The sequence below is a fragment of the Streptomyces sp. NPDC027663 genome, assembly GCF_055566415.1.
The window spans coordinates 396110-412435 of the sequence record NZ_JBVHSK010000005.1; the positions used below are offsets into that span (position 1 = coordinate 396110).

17 protein-coding genes and 1 riboswitch are annotated in these 16326 nt (G+C 72.0%); of the genes, 11 read left to right on the forward strand and 6 right to left on the reverse strand.

The window, feature by feature from the left end; translation table 11 throughout:
- The 3 genes from ACZ4SF_RS17325 to ACZ4SF_RS17335 all read left to right on the forward strand — a co-directional run.
- On the forward strand, window positions 1-257 hold a 257-nt coding region (locus ACZ4SF_RS17325), incomplete at its 5' end, for a hypothetical protein (RefSeq protein WP_468384608.1).
- Window positions 258-588: 331 nt separating this feature from the next.
- Window positions 589-1377: a carbon-nitrogen hydrolase family protein gene (locus ACZ4SF_RS17330; protein WP_468384611.1), complete on the forward strand. Its 789-nt coding sequence runs from the start codon at window positions 589-591 to the stop codon at window positions 1375-1377.
- Between the two features lie 77 nt (window positions 1378-1454).
- A complete protein-coding gene (locus ACZ4SF_RS17335) occupies window positions 1455-3152 on the forward strand; it encodes a flavin monoamine oxidase family protein (RefSeq protein ID WP_468384614.1) in 1698 nt (565 codons plus the stop codon).
- 35 nt (window positions 3153-3187) lie between these two features.
- Here the strand turns inward: ACZ4SF_RS17335 and ACZ4SF_RS17340 are convergent, their stop codons facing one another.
- The 3 genes from ACZ4SF_RS17340 to ACZ4SF_RS17350 form a co-directional block, all read right to left on the reverse strand.
- The gene (locus ACZ4SF_RS17340; protein WP_468384617.1) at window positions 3188-4117 is read right to left on the reverse strand and encodes a TIGR03619 family F420-dependent LLM class oxidoreductase; all 930 of its coding nucleotides are present in this window, start codon (window positions 4115-4117) and stop codon (window positions 3188-3190) included.
- A 73-nt stretch (window positions 4118-4190) separates the two neighbouring features.
- Window positions 4191-4886: a DUF5995 family protein gene (locus ACZ4SF_RS17345; protein WP_468384619.1), complete on the reverse strand. Its 696-nt coding sequence runs from the start codon at window positions 4884-4886 to the stop codon at window positions 4191-4193.
- 76 nt (window positions 4887-4962) lie between these two features.
- A complete protein-coding gene (locus ACZ4SF_RS17350) occupies window positions 4963-6366 on the reverse strand; it encodes a uracil-xanthine permease family protein (protein WP_468384622.1) in 1404 nt (467 codons plus the stop codon).
- A 283-nt stretch (window positions 6367-6649) separates the two neighbouring features.
- Here ACZ4SF_RS17350 and ACZ4SF_RS17355 point away from each other — a divergent pair, with 283 nt between their 5' ends.
- Window positions 6650-7108 carry an acyl-CoA thioesterase gene (locus ACZ4SF_RS17355; protein WP_468384625.1) on the forward strand — a complete coding sequence of 153 codons (459 nt, stop codon included), beginning with the start codon at window positions 6650-6652 and terminating at the stop codon, window positions 7106-7108.
- Here ACZ4SF_RS17355 and ACZ4SF_RS17360 read toward each other — a convergent pair.
- Window positions 7068-8282: an MFS transporter gene (locus tag ACZ4SF_RS17360; protein WP_468384627.1), complete on the reverse strand. Its 1215-nt coding sequence runs from the start codon at window positions 8280-8282 to the stop codon at window positions 7068-7070. The genes ACZ4SF_RS17355 and ACZ4SF_RS17360 overlap by 41 nt on opposite strands.
- Before the next feature lie 119 nt (window positions 8283-8401).
- Between ACZ4SF_RS17360 and ACZ4SF_RS17365 the strand changes: the two genes are divergently transcribed.
- Window positions 8402-9652: an ROK family transcriptional regulator gene (locus ACZ4SF_RS17365; protein WP_468384630.1), complete on the forward strand. Its 1251-nt coding sequence runs from the start codon at window positions 8402-8404 to the stop codon at window positions 9650-9652.
- Window positions 9653-9663: 11 nt separating this feature from the next.
- On the opposite strand, the gene ACZ4SF_RS17370 is transcribed toward ACZ4SF_RS17365, so the two are convergent.
- On the reverse strand, window positions 9664-10422 hold the full coding sequence (locus ACZ4SF_RS17370) for an SDR family oxidoreductase (protein WP_468384633.1): 759 nt from the start codon (window positions 10420-10422) through the stop codon (window positions 9664-9666).
- Window positions 10423-10526: 104 nt separating this feature from the next.
- Window positions 10527-11417 (reverse strand): RNA polymerase sigma-70 factor, encoded by an 891-nt coding sequence (locus tag ACZ4SF_RS17375; protein WP_468384636.1) that lies wholly within the window; start codon window positions 11415-11417, stop codon window positions 10527-10529.
- A gap of 340 nt (window positions 11418-11757) precedes the next feature.
- A riboswitch (FMN riboswitch) is annotated at window positions 11758-11888 on the forward strand.
- 163 nt (window positions 11889-12051) lie between these two features.
- Here ACZ4SF_RS17375 and ACZ4SF_RS17380 point away from each other — a divergent pair.
- Genes ACZ4SF_RS17380 through hisG form a run of 6 tightly spaced genes read left to right on the forward strand, consistent with a single transcriptional unit; the run spans window position 12052 to window position 16322 of the window.
- Window positions 12052-12657 (forward strand): riboflavin synthase, encoded by a 606-nt coding sequence (locus ACZ4SF_RS17380; RefSeq protein ID WP_468384639.1) that lies wholly within the window; start codon window positions 12052-12054, stop codon window positions 12655-12657.
- Window positions 12654-13295, forward strand: a complete 642-nt coding sequence (locus ACZ4SF_RS17385) for a nicotinamide mononucleotide transporter family protein (RefSeq protein ID WP_468384642.1) — start codon at window positions 12654-12656, stop codon at window positions 13293-13295. The genes ACZ4SF_RS17380 and ACZ4SF_RS17385 overlap by 4 nt, the downstream gene beginning before the upstream one ends.
- Window positions 13292-14605, forward strand: coding sequence for a bifunctional 3,4-dihydroxy-2-butanone-4-phosphate synthase/GTP cyclohydrolase II (locus tag ACZ4SF_RS17390; RefSeq protein WP_468384645.1), 1314 nt, complete (start codon window positions 13292-13294; stop codon window positions 14603-14605). The genes ACZ4SF_RS17385 and ACZ4SF_RS17390 overlap by 4 nt, the downstream gene beginning before the upstream one ends.
- A gap of 21 nt (window positions 14606-14626) precedes the next feature.
- The gene (gene ribH, locus ACZ4SF_RS17395) at window positions 14627-15112 is read left to right on the forward strand and encodes a 6,7-dimethyl-8-ribityllumazine synthase (protein WP_351028309.1); all 486 of its coding nucleotides are present in this window, start codon (window positions 14627-14629) and stop codon (window positions 15110-15112) included.
- A 34-nt stretch (window positions 15113-15146) separates the two neighbouring features.
- Entirely contained in the window at window positions 15147-15419 is a 273-nt protein-coding gene (locus ACZ4SF_RS17400; protein WP_137305876.1) for a phosphoribosyl-ATP diphosphatase, read from the forward strand.
- A gap of 54 nt (window positions 15420-15473) precedes the next feature.
- Complete coding sequence (gene hisG / locus ACZ4SF_RS17405) at window positions 15474-16322, forward strand: ATP phosphoribosyltransferase (protein WP_468384648.1); 849 nt, start codon at window positions 15474-15476, stop codon at window positions 16320-16322.
- Window positions 16323-16326 lie beyond the last annotated feature (4 nt).

The window sequence follows — 16326 nt, forward strand, 5'->3', positions numbered from 1 at the left end:
CCACCGCCGCGTTGTCGCACCACCCGAGTACATCCCGTACGCGGGTGGTGCTCCGCCTTGCGATGCACCGCACCGGACGCCGCGAGCTTTCCGGCAGACCTTTCCGGCCGCAGCACCAGCCGCTCAGCCCCCGGCTGCGCCGGCCGCGCCGGCCGCGCGCCAGGCCGGGGACGGCGCGAGGAGTCCGGGTGACCCCGCCTCCCGAGGCCGTCGCCGAGCCGGCCGCCCCCGCGACGACCAGCCGAGCGGTGACCTGAGCGGCGAACTCCGTGTGGCGCTTCATGGCGGTTCTTTCCGCAGGTCAAGCGCGTGAGCTGAACGCCCGTCCCGCTCCCGTCGCGCCGCCGTGCGCACATCGCACCACGGAGGGCAGCCCGCCCCCGTCGCCCGGCAGGGCACCCTGCCCGTGAGCCGCGCACCGGGGAGGAGGAGCCCGGCTCCCGGGGGCGCGCAACGAATCGCCGCCCGACCCCCCTGGCACGCAATGAACCGCGCACCGGCGCGCAACGGCTCCTTCTTGTCCGGCCGAGCGTGCCGACCGTACCTTTTTCGTGGCCCCAAAACCCCCGTTTCCGGTGAGGACCCCGCATGCGCACCGCCCTGCTCCAGAGCTCCGGCCGCCCCGGCTCGACCGCCGAGAACCTCAAGGTCCTCGACGCGGCCGCGGGCCGGGCCGCCGCCGCGGGTGCCGGGCTGCTGGCCGCGCCGGAGATGTTCCTCACCGGGTACGCGATCGGCGACGACATCGCCCGCCTGGCCGAGGCCGCCGACGGCGACTCCGCGGACGCGATCGCCGAGATGGCCACCCGGCACGGCCTGGCGATCGCCTACGGCTACCCCGAGCGCGTCGGCGAGACGGTCTACAACTCCGCCCAGCTGATCTCCGCCGACGGCACCCGCCTCGCGAACTACCGCAAGACCCACCTCTTCGGCTGCGCCGAGCGCGAGCACTTCACCCCGGGCGAGCAGTCCCTCGTCCAGGCCCGGCTGGGCGGCCTGACCGTCGGCCTCATGATCTGCTACGACGTCGAGTTCCCGGAGAACGCCCGGGCCCACGCCCTGGCCGGCACCGACCTGCTGGTCGTGCCGACGGCGAACATGCACCCGTTCCAGTTCGTCGCCGAGGCCATGGTGCCGGTGCGTGCCTGGGAGAACCAGATGTACGTCGCGTACGTCAACCGGGTCGGCCACGAGGGCGAGTTCGAGTTCTTCGGCCTCTCCGCCCTCGCCGGTCCCGACGGCATCGCCCGCAGCCGCGCCGGCCGCGGTGAGGAACTGGTGGTCGCCGACGTCGACCCCGCCTTCCTGGCCGCTTCCCGAGAGGCGAACCCGTACCTGAAGGACCGCCGCCCCGGCCTGTACGGGTCCCTGGTCTGAACCCTCCGAGCCTCCCGCCGTACCACCGCCACCCGAGCCCTCCCCTGCCTCACCCCCGCGCAAGGAGTCCGTACCCCATGACGTCCACGGTGCCCAACGCCGTCGAGCACGCCGACGAGCAGCAGCCGCCGATCACCATGTTCGGCCCGGACTTCCCTTACGCCTACGACGCCTTCCTCGCCCACCCGGCGGGCCTCGGCCAGATACCCGCGACCGAGCACGGCACCGAGGTCGCCGTCATCGGCGGCGGTCTGTCCGGCATCGTCGCCGCGTACGAGCTGATGAAGATGGGCCTCAAGCCCGTCGTCTACGAGGCCGACCAGATCGGCGGCCGGCTCCGCACGGTCGGCTTCGAGGGCTGCGACGACTCGCTGACCGCCGAGATGGGCGCCATGCGCTTCCCGCCGTCCTCCACCGCGCTGCAGCACTACATCGACATGGTGGGCCTGGAGACCACGCCCTTCCCGAACCCGCTGGCCGAGGCCACCCCCTCGACCGTCGTGGACCTCAAGGGCGAGTCGCACTACGCCGAGACCATCGACGACCTGCCCCAGGTGTACCGGGACGTCGCCGACGCCTGGAACAAGTGCCTCGAAGAGGGCGCCGACTTCTCCGACATGAACCGTGCGATGCGCGAGCGGGACGTCCCGCGCATCCGGGAGATCTGGGCGAAGCTGGTCGAGAAGCTCGACAACCAGACCTTCTACGGCTTCCTCTGCGACTCCGAAGCCTTCAAGTCCTTCCGGCACCGCGAGATCTTCGGCCAGGTCGGCTTCGGCACCGGCGGCTGGGACACCGACTTCCCGAACTCCATCCTGGAGATCCTGCGCGTCGTCTACACCGAGGCCGACGACCACCACCGCGGCATCGTCGGCGGCTCCCAGCAGCTGCCGCTGCGCCTGTGGGAGCGCGAGCCGGAGAAGATCGTCCACTGGCCGTACGGCACCTCGCTGAAGTCCCTGCACGTGGACGGCGAGCCCAGGCCGGCCGTGACCCGGCTGCACCGCACCGCGGGCAACCAGATCACCGTGACCGACGCGAACGGCGACATCCGCACCTACCAGGCGGCGATCTTCACCGCCCAGTCCTGGATGCTGCTGTCCAAGATCGCCTGCGACGACTCGCTGTTCCCGATCGACCACTGGACCGCGATCGAGCGCACCCACTACATGGAGTCCAGCAAGCTCTTCGTGCCGGTCGACCGGCCGTTCTGGCTGGACAAGGACGAGGACACCGGCCGGGACGTCATGTCGATGACGCTGACCGACCGCATGACCCGCGGCACCTACCTGCTGGACGACGGCCCGGACAAGCCGGCCGTGATCTGCCTGTCCTACACCTGGTGCGACGACAGCCTGAAGTGGCTGCCGCTGTCCGCGAACGAGCGGATGGAGGTCATGCTGAAGTCGCTCGGCGAGATCTATCCCAAGGTCGACATCCGCAAGCACATCATCGGCAACCCGGTGACCGTGTCGTGGGAGAACGAGCCGTACTTCATGGGCGCGTTCAAGGCCAACCTGCCGGGCCACTACCGCTACCAGCGGCGCCTGTTCACGCACTTCATGCAGGACCGGCTGCCCGAGGACAAGCGGGGCATCTTCCTCGCCGGCGACGACATCTCGTGGACGGCCGGCTGGGCCGAGGGCGCGATCCAGACCGCGCTGAACGCGGTCTGGGGCGTCATGCACCACTTCGGCGGCACCACCGACGCGGCCAACCCGGGCCCCGGTGACGTCTACGACGAGATCGCTCCGGTGGAGCTTCCCGAGGACTGACCGGGAACCAGGGACCAAGGCGTGGGCGGCCGGCCTCAGACTCCGGCCGCCCGCGCCTTCTCGAACAGCTCGGCGGCGACGTCCGCCAGTTCCTGCGCGTCCCGGGCGGTGCTCTGCAGGTCGACGATGACCTCGTCCAGGCCGATCCCGGCGTAGTCCACGAGATCGGCCACGATCTGGTCCACGCTGCCCTGGAAGGGGCTGCGGCCGGTGCCCTCGTACGGCTTGGTCCCGCGGGTGGTGTTCACCCGCAGCACGGTCCGGATCGGCTCGGTACGGCCCCGCGCCTCGGCCAGCTCCCGCAGCTCCCGCCACTGGGCGGCGAGCCGTTCGGCGCGCAGGCTCGTCGGCAGCCAGCCGTCGGCGTGGTCGACCAGCCGCCGGAACGCCCGCCTGTTGCTCGCGGCCAGCAGCACCGGGATCGGCCGGGCCGGCTTGGGACCGACCACGGCGGAGGCGATACTGGCCAGCTTCCCGTCGTGGACGACCGGATCCGGGCCCCACACCGCCCGGCACACCTCGATGACCTCGTCCAGGACCGCACCGCGCTCCTCGAACGGACGGACGCCCGAGGCCGCGTACTCGTCCAGGGACCAGCCGGTGCCGAAGCCCGCGATCACCCGGCCCCCGCTCGCCGCGTCCAGCGTGGCCAGCGCCTTGGCCAGCTGGAACGGCAGGTGCAGCGGCGCCACCAGGACGCTGGAGCCCAGCTCCGCCCGTTCGGTGGCCGCCGCGGCCAGGGCGAGGGTGATCAGGGGGTCGGCCACGTGCCGGTACTCGTCGGGCCATGGCAGGCCCTCGATGCCGTACAGCCCTTGCGTGGCGGGTTCGGGGAAGAGGGCTCTTTCGAAGACCCACAGGCTGTCGTAGCCGATCCGTTCGGCCGCGCGGGCCACTTCGGGCACGTCCGTGCCGGTCGAGTACTGCCGCATCTGGGGAAGACCGAGGCCGAGCCGGGTCGCCATTGCGCTGCTCCTCCGTGTTCGAGTGGGTGCCGCCGACGTACGGCGGTCATGGGTGGGTTCCTGGCCGGACCGGTCAGTCCGCAAGCGGTGTCAGCAGCATCCGCCCGGCGAACCCCACTGCCGCGTCCAGCCGTTCGGTGAACTCCTCGGCGACATCGGCGCAGTGCCGCAGCGCCCACAGGGCGCGGGCCGCCGCCCAGGTCGCCTCGCGGGCCCGTTCCAGGCTCCAGGAGCCCAGCAGATGGGTGAGCGGGTCGGCGATCTGGAGCAGGTCGGGGCCGGGCATGAGGTCCTCGCGGATGCGCTCCTCCAGCGCCACGAGGAGCTCGCCCACCCGGTCGAACTCGTCCTCCAGATCGGCAGGTTCGCAGCCGAGCGCACGGCAGGTGTCGACGACGGCCAGCGCCAGGTCGTGCCCGATGTGCGCGTTGATGCCGCTCAGCGCGAACTGGAGCGGCCGCACCCCCGGATGGCGTCGCAGCTGGAACAGGGGCCGCCAGCAGGCGGGCGGGCGGCGGTCCGCGGCAGCCGCGTCGACCGCCGCGAGATAGCGCTCGGCGAACCGCGCGTCCAGCGTCACCGCCGCGTGCGGGTCGGTGAACTCCCCGGCGTCCAGGCGACGGCCGACCTCCTCGGTGACGGCGAGGTAGACGCGGTTGAACACGGCGACGCCGTCCCGTTCGGGCAGGACCGCATCGAGCGCGCGCATCCGCGCGACGACGGCGTCGACGGCGTCGACGGGGGTGGTGAGGTGAGCCGGCTGCGCCATGGGGGAAGGGTCCCAGTCCGGGGCCGGCCGGCGTGCCGACCGGCCCGGTGCTTCGCCGGAACGGGGGAACCGCGGGCTACGACTCGGTGCGCGGCGCCTGTGTACCCGTCTTCGCGTCGTAGGACGACGTGCCCTCGTCCAGCAGCGGCGCCTGCGTCTTCAGGTGGGCAGGGGCGAAGGCGCGCAGGGCGTGGTAGCCGGTGATGACGACCAGGGTGCCCAGAGCGATGCCGCTGAGCGAGAAGTTGTCGGTGAACTTCATGGAGACGTTGCCGACGCCGATGATGATGCCGGCGGCGGCCGGGACCAGGTTCAGCGGGTTGCGCAGGTCCACCTTGGCGTTGAGCCAGATCTGGGCGCCGAGCAGGCCGATCATGCCGTACAGGATGACGGTGATGCCGCCGAGGACCCCGCCCGGGATGGCGGCCACGACCGCGCCGAACTTCGGGCAGACGCCGAAGAGCAGCGCGAAGCCGGCGGCGGCCCAGTAGGCGGCGGTGGAGTAGACGCGGGTCGCGGCCATCACGCCGATGTTCTCCGAGTAGGTGGTGTTCGGGGGGCCGCCGACGGCGGTCGAGAGTACGGAGGCGACGCCGTCCGCCGAGATCGCCGTACCGAGTTTGTCGTCCAGCGGGTCGCCGGTCATCTCGCCGACCGCCTTGACGTGCCCGGCGTTCTCCGCGACCAGGGCGATGACGACCGGCAGCGCGACCAGGACCGCCGACCACTGGAAGGACGGCCCGTGGAAGTGCGGCAGGCCGATCCAGTCGGCCTCGGAGACGCCGGAGAGGTCCAGGCGCCAGTGGTCGGTGACCTTGCCGCCCGGGCTCATGGAGTGAATCCTGCCGAAGATCCGGTCGAAGGCCCAGGAGATGCCGTAGCCGAAGACGAGGCCCAGGAAGATCGCGATGCGCGACCAGAAGCCACGCAGACACACGACCGCCAGACCGGTGAACAGCATCACCAGCAGGGCGGTCCACTGGTCCTGCGGCCAGTAGGTGGACGCGGTCACGGGGGCGAGATTGAAGCCGATCAGCATGACGACCGCGCCGGTCACGATCGGCGGCATGGCGGCATGGATGATGCGTGCGCCGAAGCGCTGCACGGCGAGCCCCACCAGGAACAGCACCACGCCGACGACGAGGACCGCGCCGGTCACGGTGGCGCTGGTACCGCCCTGGGCGCGGATGACGGCTGCCACGCCCACGAACGACAGGGAGCAGCCGAGGTAGCTCGGTACCCGGCCGCGGGTGGCCAGCAGGAAGATCATGGTCGCGACACCGGACATCATGATCGCGAGATTGGGGTCCAGGCCCATCAGTACCGGGGCGACGAAGGACGCTCCGAACATCGCGACCACGTGCTGGGCCCCCAGGCCCGCGGTACGCGGCCAGGAGAGCCGTTCGTCGGGGCGTACCACCGCTCCGGGTGCGGGCGTGCGCCCGTCACCGTGCAGCTTCCAGCGCACGCCGAGATCCATGGTGGTTTCGCTTCCTTACGTACGTGAAGACGGTCCGGACCATTGTCACGGGTACCTGGCCGCTCTCCGCTCACGCGGTCCTACTGGTGAACAGTGTTCACATAGCCGACTGGCTCGGAGTGCCCGACGAGTGTCGCGGCCGGCCGCCGGGCGACTGGACTCGACAACCGGTCGAGCCCCCGGCCGGGCAGGGCATCCTCGGGACGGGACTCCTGAGCGGTCGCTTAGTATGGTGGCGTACTGGGGTGTCACCCCTCGCCAGCGCTGCTCAGGAGCCTTTCCCGTGACCGCCGAAGCCCCGATCGCCCCCGTCGTCACCCACGGCCGGCTCATCCCCGTCACCGTCCACTTCGACGACCTCGACGCGCTCGGGCTCCTCCACAACGCCCGCTACCCGCTGCTCGTCGAGCGGGCCTGGACGGAGCTGTGGAACGAGCACGGCGTCCGCTTCGACGGCGACTGGGTGGCGGCCGGCGACGCCTGCAATGCGGTCAAGGAAGTGCGGATCACGTATCGGGCACCGGTGACCCGCCCGGGCGTCTACGCCGTCCACCTCTGGCTGGAGCGGCTCGGCACCACCGGCCTCACCTACGGCTTCCGGTTCTGCTCGGCCGACGGCAGCGAGACCTACGCAGAGGGCACCCGGGTGCTCGTCCGGCTGGACGCCACGACCATGCGCCCGGCGCCCTGGAGCGACGCCTTCAGGGCCGCGGGCCGGGAACTGCTTCGGCCGGCCGGCTGATCTCGGTCCGGGCGCCGCGCCCGGCGGTGCGCAGGACACCCGCGAACACCGCGAGTCCGCACGCCAGCGCGGTCACCACGCAGAACGACACCGTCAGACTGGTGGCCTGGGCCACCCCGCCGATCAGGCTGGGCGCGATCAGCCCCGAGGTGTAGGTGACGGTCGCCACGCCCGCTATCGCCTGACTGGGGTTCGGGCCGGCATGCCCGGCCGCCGCGAAGCACAGCGGGACGACCACGGCGATCCCGAGTCCCGTCAGCGCGAACCCGGCCATCGCCACCGCCGGATGCCCCGCGAGGACGATCAGCAGCCCGCCCGCACCGGCCAGGACACCGCCGGCCCGGACGGTACGGACCGCGCCGAAGCGGTTCACCACCGCGTCCCCGGCGATCCTGGCCACCGCCATGGTCAGCATGAACCCGGTCGTCGACGCCGCGGCCAGACCGGCCGAGCTGTCCAGCCGGTCGCGCAGGAACACCGCCGACCAGTCCAGGCTCGCGCCCTCGGCGAACACCGCGCAGAAGCCGACCGCGCCGATCAGCAGCGCCGAGCGCGGCGGCAGGGCGAACCGCGGCGGCGGCTCCTCGTCCTCGGCCGGCTGCACGTCCGGCACCCAGGTGCAGGCCAGCAGGCCGAGGAGGGTGAGGGTGGCCGCGGCGAGCACGTGGTGCAGGCGCGCGTCCGAGCCGAGGTGCGCGGCGAGGGTGCCGGCCGCCGAGCCGATGAGCGCGCCCGCGCTCCACATCCCGTGCAGACCCGACATGACCGACTTCCCGAGCCGCCGCTCGACCTCGACCCCCAGCGCGTTCATGGCGACATCGGCCATGCCGGAGGTCGCGCCGTAGGCGAACATCGCCAGGCACAGGGTGTACAGGTTCGGTGAGAGGGACGGCAGGACCAGCGACAGCGTCCACAGGGTCAGCAGTCCGCGAAGGGCCGTACGGCTGCCGAAGCGGTGACTGATCCGGCCCGCCAGCGGCATCGCGCACGAGGCGCCGAACGCCGTGAAGGCCAGAGCGAAACCGAGCTGTCCCGCGCTCAGCGAGGCATGGTCCTGGATCCAGGGCACCCGGGTGGCGAAGGAGCCGGTCACGGCGCCGTGCACGGCGAAGACGGCCGCGACCGCACACCGCGCGCGCCTGACTTCGTCCCGTGCGTAACCCACGTCACCCATGTTGCAACCCCTCCCCGGGAGTTCCCCACCGCGCCCTCGCGGCACCGCCGCAAACTATCAGGGACCCTTCCTGATAGATAGTGCGCAGTAAGCCGTCCCCGTCTGGAAGGATTCCCGTCATGCCCGCATCACCGAGCACCGCCCGGGCCATCAACGACCGGCTCGCCCTGCGGCTGCTGCAGCAGGAAGGCCCCCTGACGGCCGGGCAGTTGAAGCAGCTGACCGGTCTGTCCCGGCCGACGGTCGCGGACCTCGTCGAACGGCTCACCGTCTCCGGCCTGATCACCGTGGTGGGGGAGGCCGGGGAGCAGCGCCGCGGCCCCAACGCCCGGGTGTACGGCATCGTCGCCGACCGCGCGCACCTGGCCGCCCTCGACGTCCGCGCCGAAGGCGTCTACGTCCTCGTCTCCGACCTGGTCGGGCGGGTGCTCGCCGAGACCTTCGTGCCGATCGGCGGGGATACCGGTACCGGGCCGGCCGTGGAACAGGCGGTGGCCGCGGTGGAGCGCACCGCCGGGCAGGCCGGTGCCATGGGGGTGTACTCGGGCGAGTCCGTTCGAACGACGGGGCGGCTGCACACCGTCGGCATCGGTGCACCGGGCCTCATCGACCCGGCCACCGGTGACCTCCGCGACTCCGTGGGGCTGCCCGCCTGGCACCGCAGCCTGGCCGCCGCCCTCCAGGACCGGCTGCCCGGCGCCCGCGTCACCGTGGAGAACGAGACCAATCTGGCCGCCCTGGCCGAACAGCGCGAGGGCGCCGCCCGCGACCGCGACACCTTCGTCCTGCTCTGGCTCGGCCACGGCGTCGGCGCCGCGGTCGTCCTGGACGGCACCCTCCGCCGCGGTGCCTCGGGCGGCACCGGCGAGATCGGCTTCCTGCCCGTCCCGGGCACGGCGTCGCTCCCCTCGGCGACGGACTGCGAGGGCGGCTTCCACTCGCTGGCGGGCGCGGCCGCGATCGCGGCCCTGGCCCGGGAGTGCGGGCTGCCGGCGCCGGACACGGCGGACGGGCCGGGCGTCGCGGCGGTGGTGCGGGACGCGGTGGCGCGGACGACGCAGGGCCCGGACGGCACTCGTGAGGAAACCGGCACCGCCCGCTTCCTGGAGATCCTCGCCGACCGGATCGCCATGGGCGCCGCCTCCGTCGTCGCCGTCCTGGACCCGGGACGCGTCGTGCTCGGCGGCGAGGTCGGCCAGGCCGGGGGAGAGATCCTGGCCGGCCTCGTGGAGGACCGGCTGCGCCGCATGTCCCCGCTGGCCACGGAGGTACGCGCAAGCACCCTCGGCGGCACCGCGGTGCTGCGCGGAGCCCTGCTGACGGCCCGGGACCGAGCCCAGGAGGACGTCTTCGCGGTACCGGCGTCCTGAAGTCCGCCTGCTCAGCCCTGCCCGCCCCGGCCTCCGAACCGCCGTGCCAGGTACTCCTCGAAGGTCACCTTGCCCAGTGCTCCTTCCGGTGCCGTGTGGCCGCCCGCGCGGAAGGCGCGGTACGTCTTCCCGAACAGCGGGACCCGGACCATCGGGCGGCGCCGCCCGGCCGCCCGCAGATAGGCGCGGGCCAGCGACTCGAGCGTGCGGACCTCGGGGCCGGCGAGGTCCGGCACCCGGCCGGCCGGTGGCGCCGTCGCCAGCTCGGCCAGCCGGGCGGCCACCTCGGCGACCTCGACCGGCTGGTCGGGCACGCCGGCCGGGAGCGCCATCACCGGCGGCTTGGCCAGCCCCTGGAAGAGCGTGACCAGCAGATCGTGGAACTGGGTGGCCCGCAGGACCGTCCAGCCGAGCCCCGACTCCTCGATCTGCCGTTCCACCGCGAGCTTGCTCCGGTAGTAGCCGAAGGGCACCCGGTCCACCCCGACGATGGAGATGTAGGCCAGATGGCCGACCCCGGCCCGCCGGGACGCCGTGATCAGGTTCCGGGCGGCGTCCTCGTCGCCGCCGCGGGGGGTGCTCGCGCAGTGGACGACCGTCTCCACCCCTGCCAGGGCCGCATCCAGCCCTGGGCCGCCCTCGCGCAGGTCGACGGCGTACGGCTGGGTGCGCCGGCTGAGCACCCGGACCTCGTGCCCGTCCGCCCGCAGCCGCTCCGTGACGAGCCGGCCCAGCGTTCCGGTTCCGCCGGTCACCAGGATCGTGGTCATGCTGTTCTCCGTCCCTTCGGACACCGGGGCACCCCGGCCGGAGCGCCCTTCACCAGCTGGGACCGGACAGCCCCGGAGAATGTGACAACCGCGGGCAGACTTTTTCAGACGCGGGTGAGCTGCTGCCGTACGAACTCCAGCTTGTCCGGGTTGACCACCGCCCGCACCTGCGTGATCAGCCCGTTCCGCAGCTCCGGGACCGCGATCGCCACGAGCGTGTCGCCGGCCCATGTGACGAGCGCGGTCCCGCCGTTGACCTCGGCCGTCGTGAACTCCATGTCGCTCGTGAAGCGCCGGGAGATGCCCGCCAGGAAACGGACCACCTTGTCCCGGCCCTCGATCGGCCGCAGCGCCGCCGTGACCTTGCCGCCGCCGTCGGCCCACCAGGTGACGTCCGCCGCGAGCAGCCGCTCCAGGGCGGCGAGATCACCCTCGCGGGCGGCCGTGACGAACGACGTGACCAGTTCCTCCTGGCGCTCGGGAGCCGCTTCGAACCGGCCCTCCGGCTCGGCCACCCGCAGTGCCGCCCGCCGGTACAGCTGACGGCAGTTGGCCTCGCCCAGCCCCAGGACGTCCGCGATCTCCCGGTGCGCGTAGCCGAACGCCTCCCGCAGCACGTACACCGCGCGTTCGGCCGGTGTCAGCCGCTCCAGCAGCACCAGCAGGGCCAGCGAGACCTGGTCCCGGCGCTCGGCCGACTCCAGGGGGCCGAGCGTGCCGTCGGAGGTGACCACCGGCTCCGGCAGCCAGGTCCCGACGTACTGCTCGCGCCGGGCGCGGGCCGAGGTCAGCCGGTTCAGGCAGAGGTTGGTGACGGTCTTGGCGAGCCAGGCCCCGGGGTGGTCGATGGCGGCCCGGTCGGCGCCGCCGAACCGCAGATACGCGTCCTGTACCGCGTCCTCCGCCTCCTGGGCGGAGCCGAGCAGCCGGTAGGCCAGACCGAAGAGCCGGGCGCGATGGGCTTCGAACGCCTCGTCGGGCAGGACAGTCGTCATGCCGTCACCCTGCCAGAGCCCCGCCGACGCCCTGCCGGAGCCCCACCGGGGGCGCCGGGCACCGGCCGGCGCCCTGGCGGCGGCCGGGCACCGGCCGGCGCCCTGGCGGCCCGGCGGCGGGCAAGGGCCGTCGTCACCGCCACCGGGCCCGCCCGCACCCTAAAAGGACTAGACCAGTACGGTCAATGGGTCCGGACCAAGGCCAACGCTCATGCCTCGCCGACGAGTTGACCGGGGCGGCCGCGCGGCGCGAAACCGACGACACGGACTGTGAGCGAGCCCACACCCTTCATCCGTATGGACGAGCAGCGGGCGTGGCACACTGGCCGTGTACCAGAAGCAGCGCACTCCGGGGTCGGTGAAAGTCCGAACCGGCGGTTACAGTCCGCGACCCGGTCGCTTCCAGCGGCCGGTTGACCAGGTGAAATTCCTGGACCGACGGTTAAAGTCCGGATGGGAGGCAGTGCGCGGCGGGCGGGCATGCGTTTTCCGTGTGCGCGCCGCCGTATCTGGATGCGTCCGTGTGCGGACGCGTCCCTTTCCGGCGACGCCTCAGGTGTGTGCTCACCCGTAGATTCTGTCGTCATCGACAGGCCCCGGAGTCCGTGCCCGAAGAGGCAGGAGGACCCGGGAAGTGTTCACCGGAATCGTCGAAGAGCTTGGTGAGGTCACCGCCGTCGAGACCCTCGACGACGCCTCCCGCTTCCGGCTCCGCGGCCCCGTCGTGACCGAGGGCGCGCAGCACGGCGACTCCATCGCCGTGAACGGGGTCTGTCTCACCGTCGTCGAGCACGAGGGTGACGAGTTCACCGCCGACGTCATGGCAGAGACCCTGAAGCGCTCCAGCCTGGGCGCGCTCACCGTCGGCTCCCGCGTGAACCTCGAACGCCCCACCGCCGTCGGTGCCCGCCTCGGCGGACACATCGTGCAGGGGCACGTGGACGGCACCGGCGAGGTGCTGGCGCGCACGCCCTCCGAGAACTGGGAGATCGTCAGGATCTCGCTCCCGGCCGATCTCGCGCGCTACGTCGTGGAGAAGGGCTCCATCACCGTCGACGGCATCAGCCTCACGGTCGTGGAGGCCGGCCCGGACTACTTCACCGTCAGCCTCATCCCGACCACCCTCGCCCTGACCACGCTCGGCGTGAAGCAGCCCGGCGACCCGGTCAACCTCGAGGTGGACGTCATCGCCAAGTACGTGGAGCGGCTGCTCGCGGCCGGGCAGGGGGCCGACCGGTGAACTGGATGAACTCCGAGGCGTTCACCCTCCTCGGCCAGCACATCATCTGGTCGGACATGGCCGGCAACATCCTGGGCCTCATCACCCTCGCCCTCGGCTGGCGCCGCTCCCTGTGGACCTGGCCCGTGCAGTTCCTGTCCGGTCTCGTCCTCTTCGCCGCCTTCTACGGTCACCTGACCGGCAGCGCCGGAAAGCAGGCCGTCGTCATGGCCGTCGCCCTGTACGGCTGGTGGCAGTGGCAGCGCAACAGGGACGGGTCCGAGGACGGCCACATCGCCCCCCGGTTCGCCACCTGGCGCGAGCGCGCGGCGATGCTCGGCGCGGCAGCCGCCGGCACCGTCGCGGTGGCCCTGCTCTTCAAGGCCTACCCCAGCCTGTCCTGGGACCCCTGGCCGGACGCCTACATCTTCGTCGGCACCATCGTCGCCATGTACGCCCAGGCCAAGGGCATGGTCGAGTTCTGGTTCGCCTGGCTGCTCGTCGACCTCGTCGGCGTACCCCTCAACTTCGCCAACGGCTACGCCTTCTCCGGTTTCGTCTACGTCATCTACGGCGCACTCGTCCTGTGGGGCATGCGCGACTGGTGGCTGCGCTCCCGCCGGAGCCCGCAGCCCGTCCTGGAAGGAGCGCCGGCATGACCTCGGCACCGATCCTGTACGACACGGACACCATCGAGAACTTCGGACTCGACCCCGTCGAGCAGGCCATCGCCGACATCGCGGCCGGCCGCCCGGTCGTGGTCGTCGACGACGAGGACCGGGAGAACGAGGGCGACCTCGTCATCGCCGCCGAAAAGGCGACCCCCGAGATCGTCGCGTTCATGATGAGCGAGTGCCGCGGCCTGATCTGCGCCCCCATGGAGGGCGAGGAACTCGACCGGCTGCGGCTGCCCCAGATGGTCGAGGACAACACCGAGTCGATGAAGACCGCGTTCACGGTCTCGGTGGACGCCTCCGCCGCCCACGGCGTGACCACCGGCATCTCGGCCGCCGACCGCTCCGCCACGCTCCGGCTGCTGGCGAGCGGCACCGCCGAGCCCACCGACCTCGTCCGCCCCGGCCACATCTTCCCGCTGCGCGCCCGGACCGGCGGCGTCCTGGTCCGCAACGGCCACACCGAGGCAGCCGTCGACCTCGCCCGACTCGCGGGCCTGCGCCCGGCCGGCGCCATCGTGGAGATCGCCGGCGAGGACGGCCGCATGCTCCGCCTGCCCGAGCTGATCCCGTTCGCCCGCAAGCACGGCCTGACGATCATCTCCATCGAGGACCTGATCGCCTACCGCCGCAGCAGCGAGCCCACCGTCCGCCGCGAGGCGCAGACCCGTCTGCCCACCCGGCACGGCACCTTCCGGGCGTACGGCTACCGGTCCACCGTCGACGGCGTCGAACACGTCGCCCTCGTCCACGGTGACCTCGGCACCGGTGAGGACGTCCTGGTCCGGGTGCACTCCGAGTGCCTCACCGGCGATGTCTTCGGCTCCCTGCGCTGCGACTGCGGTCCCCAGCTCGACACCGCCCTGGAGCGCATCCAGAGCGAGGGCCGGGGCGTCGTCGTCTACCTGCGCGGACACGAGGGACGCGGGATCGGCCTGCTGTCCAAGCTGCGCGCCTACGAACTGCAGGAGCAGGGCCACGACACCCTGGACGCCAACCTCGAACTGGGCCTGCCCGCCGACGCCCGCGACTACGGCGCCGGCGCGCAGATCCTCGCCGACCTCGGCGTGCGCAGCGTCCGGCTGATGACCAACAACCCCGACAAGACCGACGCGCTGCTGCGCCACGGACTGAAGGTCACCGGCCGCGAGCCGATGCCCGTCCAGGCCGGCGAGCACAACCTCCGCTACCTGCGCACCAAGCGGGACCGGATGGGGCACGACCTGCCCTGGCTCGACACGCCGGCCGTGCCGGCCTCCCCGGCCGCGTCCGCGGCCACCTGCGGCAACCAGTAAGAGAAAGCACTGAGGAGAGACGTGAGCGGCAAGGGTGCACCCGAACTGTCCGTACGCAACGCGAGCGATCTGCGGGTCGCCGTCATCGCGGCGCAGTGGCACGAGAAGGTGATGGACGGTCTGGTGAACGGCGCCCTGCGCGCCCTGCACGACCTGGGCATCGACGAGCCGACCCTGATCCGGGTCCCCGGCAGCTTCGAGCTGCCGGTCGCCGCCAAGGTCCTCGCGGGCCGCGGCTACGACGCCGTCGTCGCGCTCGGCGTCGTCATCCGGGGCGGCACCCCCCACTTCGACTACGTGTGCCAAGGCGTCACCCAGGGCCTCACGCAGGTCTCCATCGAGACCGGCGTTCCGGTGGGCTTCGGCGTGCTCACCTGTGACACCGAGGAGCAGGCCCTGGACCGGGCCGGCCTGGAGGGCTCCAACGAGGACAAGGGCCATGAGGCGGTGACCGCCGCGGTCGCGACCGCGGCCACGCTCCGCTCAGTATCTGAACCCTGGCACTAGGGAGTCGCCCGCACCGCGTAGGGTGGGGCGCACCATGTCCAAGAAGACGTTCGAGGAGCTCTTCGCCGAGCTCCAGCAGAAGGCCGCCCAGGGCGATCCCGCCACTTCCCGCACCGCTGAGCTGGTCGGCAAGGGCGTCCATGCCATCGGCAAGAAGGTCGTCGAGGAGGCCGCCGAGGTCTGGATGGCCGCCGAGTACGAGGGCAAGGAGGCGGCCGCCGAGGAGATCTCGCAGCTGCTGTACCACGTCCAGGTGATGATGGTCGCCCGCGGGATCTCGCTGGACGACGTCTACGCCCACCTGTGAACCGCCCGCTGCAAGAAGCCGTAGATACCCCTTCACGCAAAGGAAGCCGACCTCATGCTGCGCATCGCCGTCCCCAACAAGGGTTCACTGTCCGGCCCTGCGGCGGAGATGCTGCATGAGGCCGGCTACCAGCAGCGCCGCGAGTCCAAAGAGCTGCGCATCGTCGACCCGGAGAACGAGGTCGAGTTCTTCTACCTCCGCCCCCGCGACATCGCGATCTACGTCGCCTCCGGCCGCCTCGACGTGGGCATCACCGGCCGTGACCTGCTGATCGACTCCGGCGCCGGGGCCGAGGAGATCCTGCCGCTCGGCTTCGCCCGCTCCACCTTCCGCTTCGCCGCCAAGCCCGGCACGGCGGACGGCATCCAGGACCTCAAGGGCCGCACGGTCGCCACCTCCTACGAGGGCATCGTCGCGGGGCACCTGGCCGACAGCGGCGTCGACGCCTCCGTCGTCCACCTGGACGGCGCGGTCGAGACCGCCATCGAGCTGGGTGTGGCCGAGGTCATCGCCGACGTGGTGGAGACCGGCACCAGCCTGCGCAACGCCGGACTGGAGGTCTTCGGCGAGCCGATCATGAAGTCCGAGGCGATCGTCGTCCGCCGCACCGGCGCCGACGCCGAGGACCCCAAGGTCCAGCAGTTCCTGCGCCGCCTGCAGGGCGTCCTCGTCGCCCGGACGTACGTGATGATGGACTACGACTGCCGGGTCGAGCAGCTGGAGAAGGCCGTGGCGCTCACCCCCGGCCTGGAGTCCCCGACCGTCTCCCCGCTGCACAACGAGGGCTGGGTCGCCGTCCGCGCCATGGTCCCCGCCAAGGAGGCGCAGCGGATCATGGACGACCTGTTCGCCATCGGCGCCCGGGCCATCCTGACCACGGCCATCCACGCCTGCCGCCTGTAGGGGG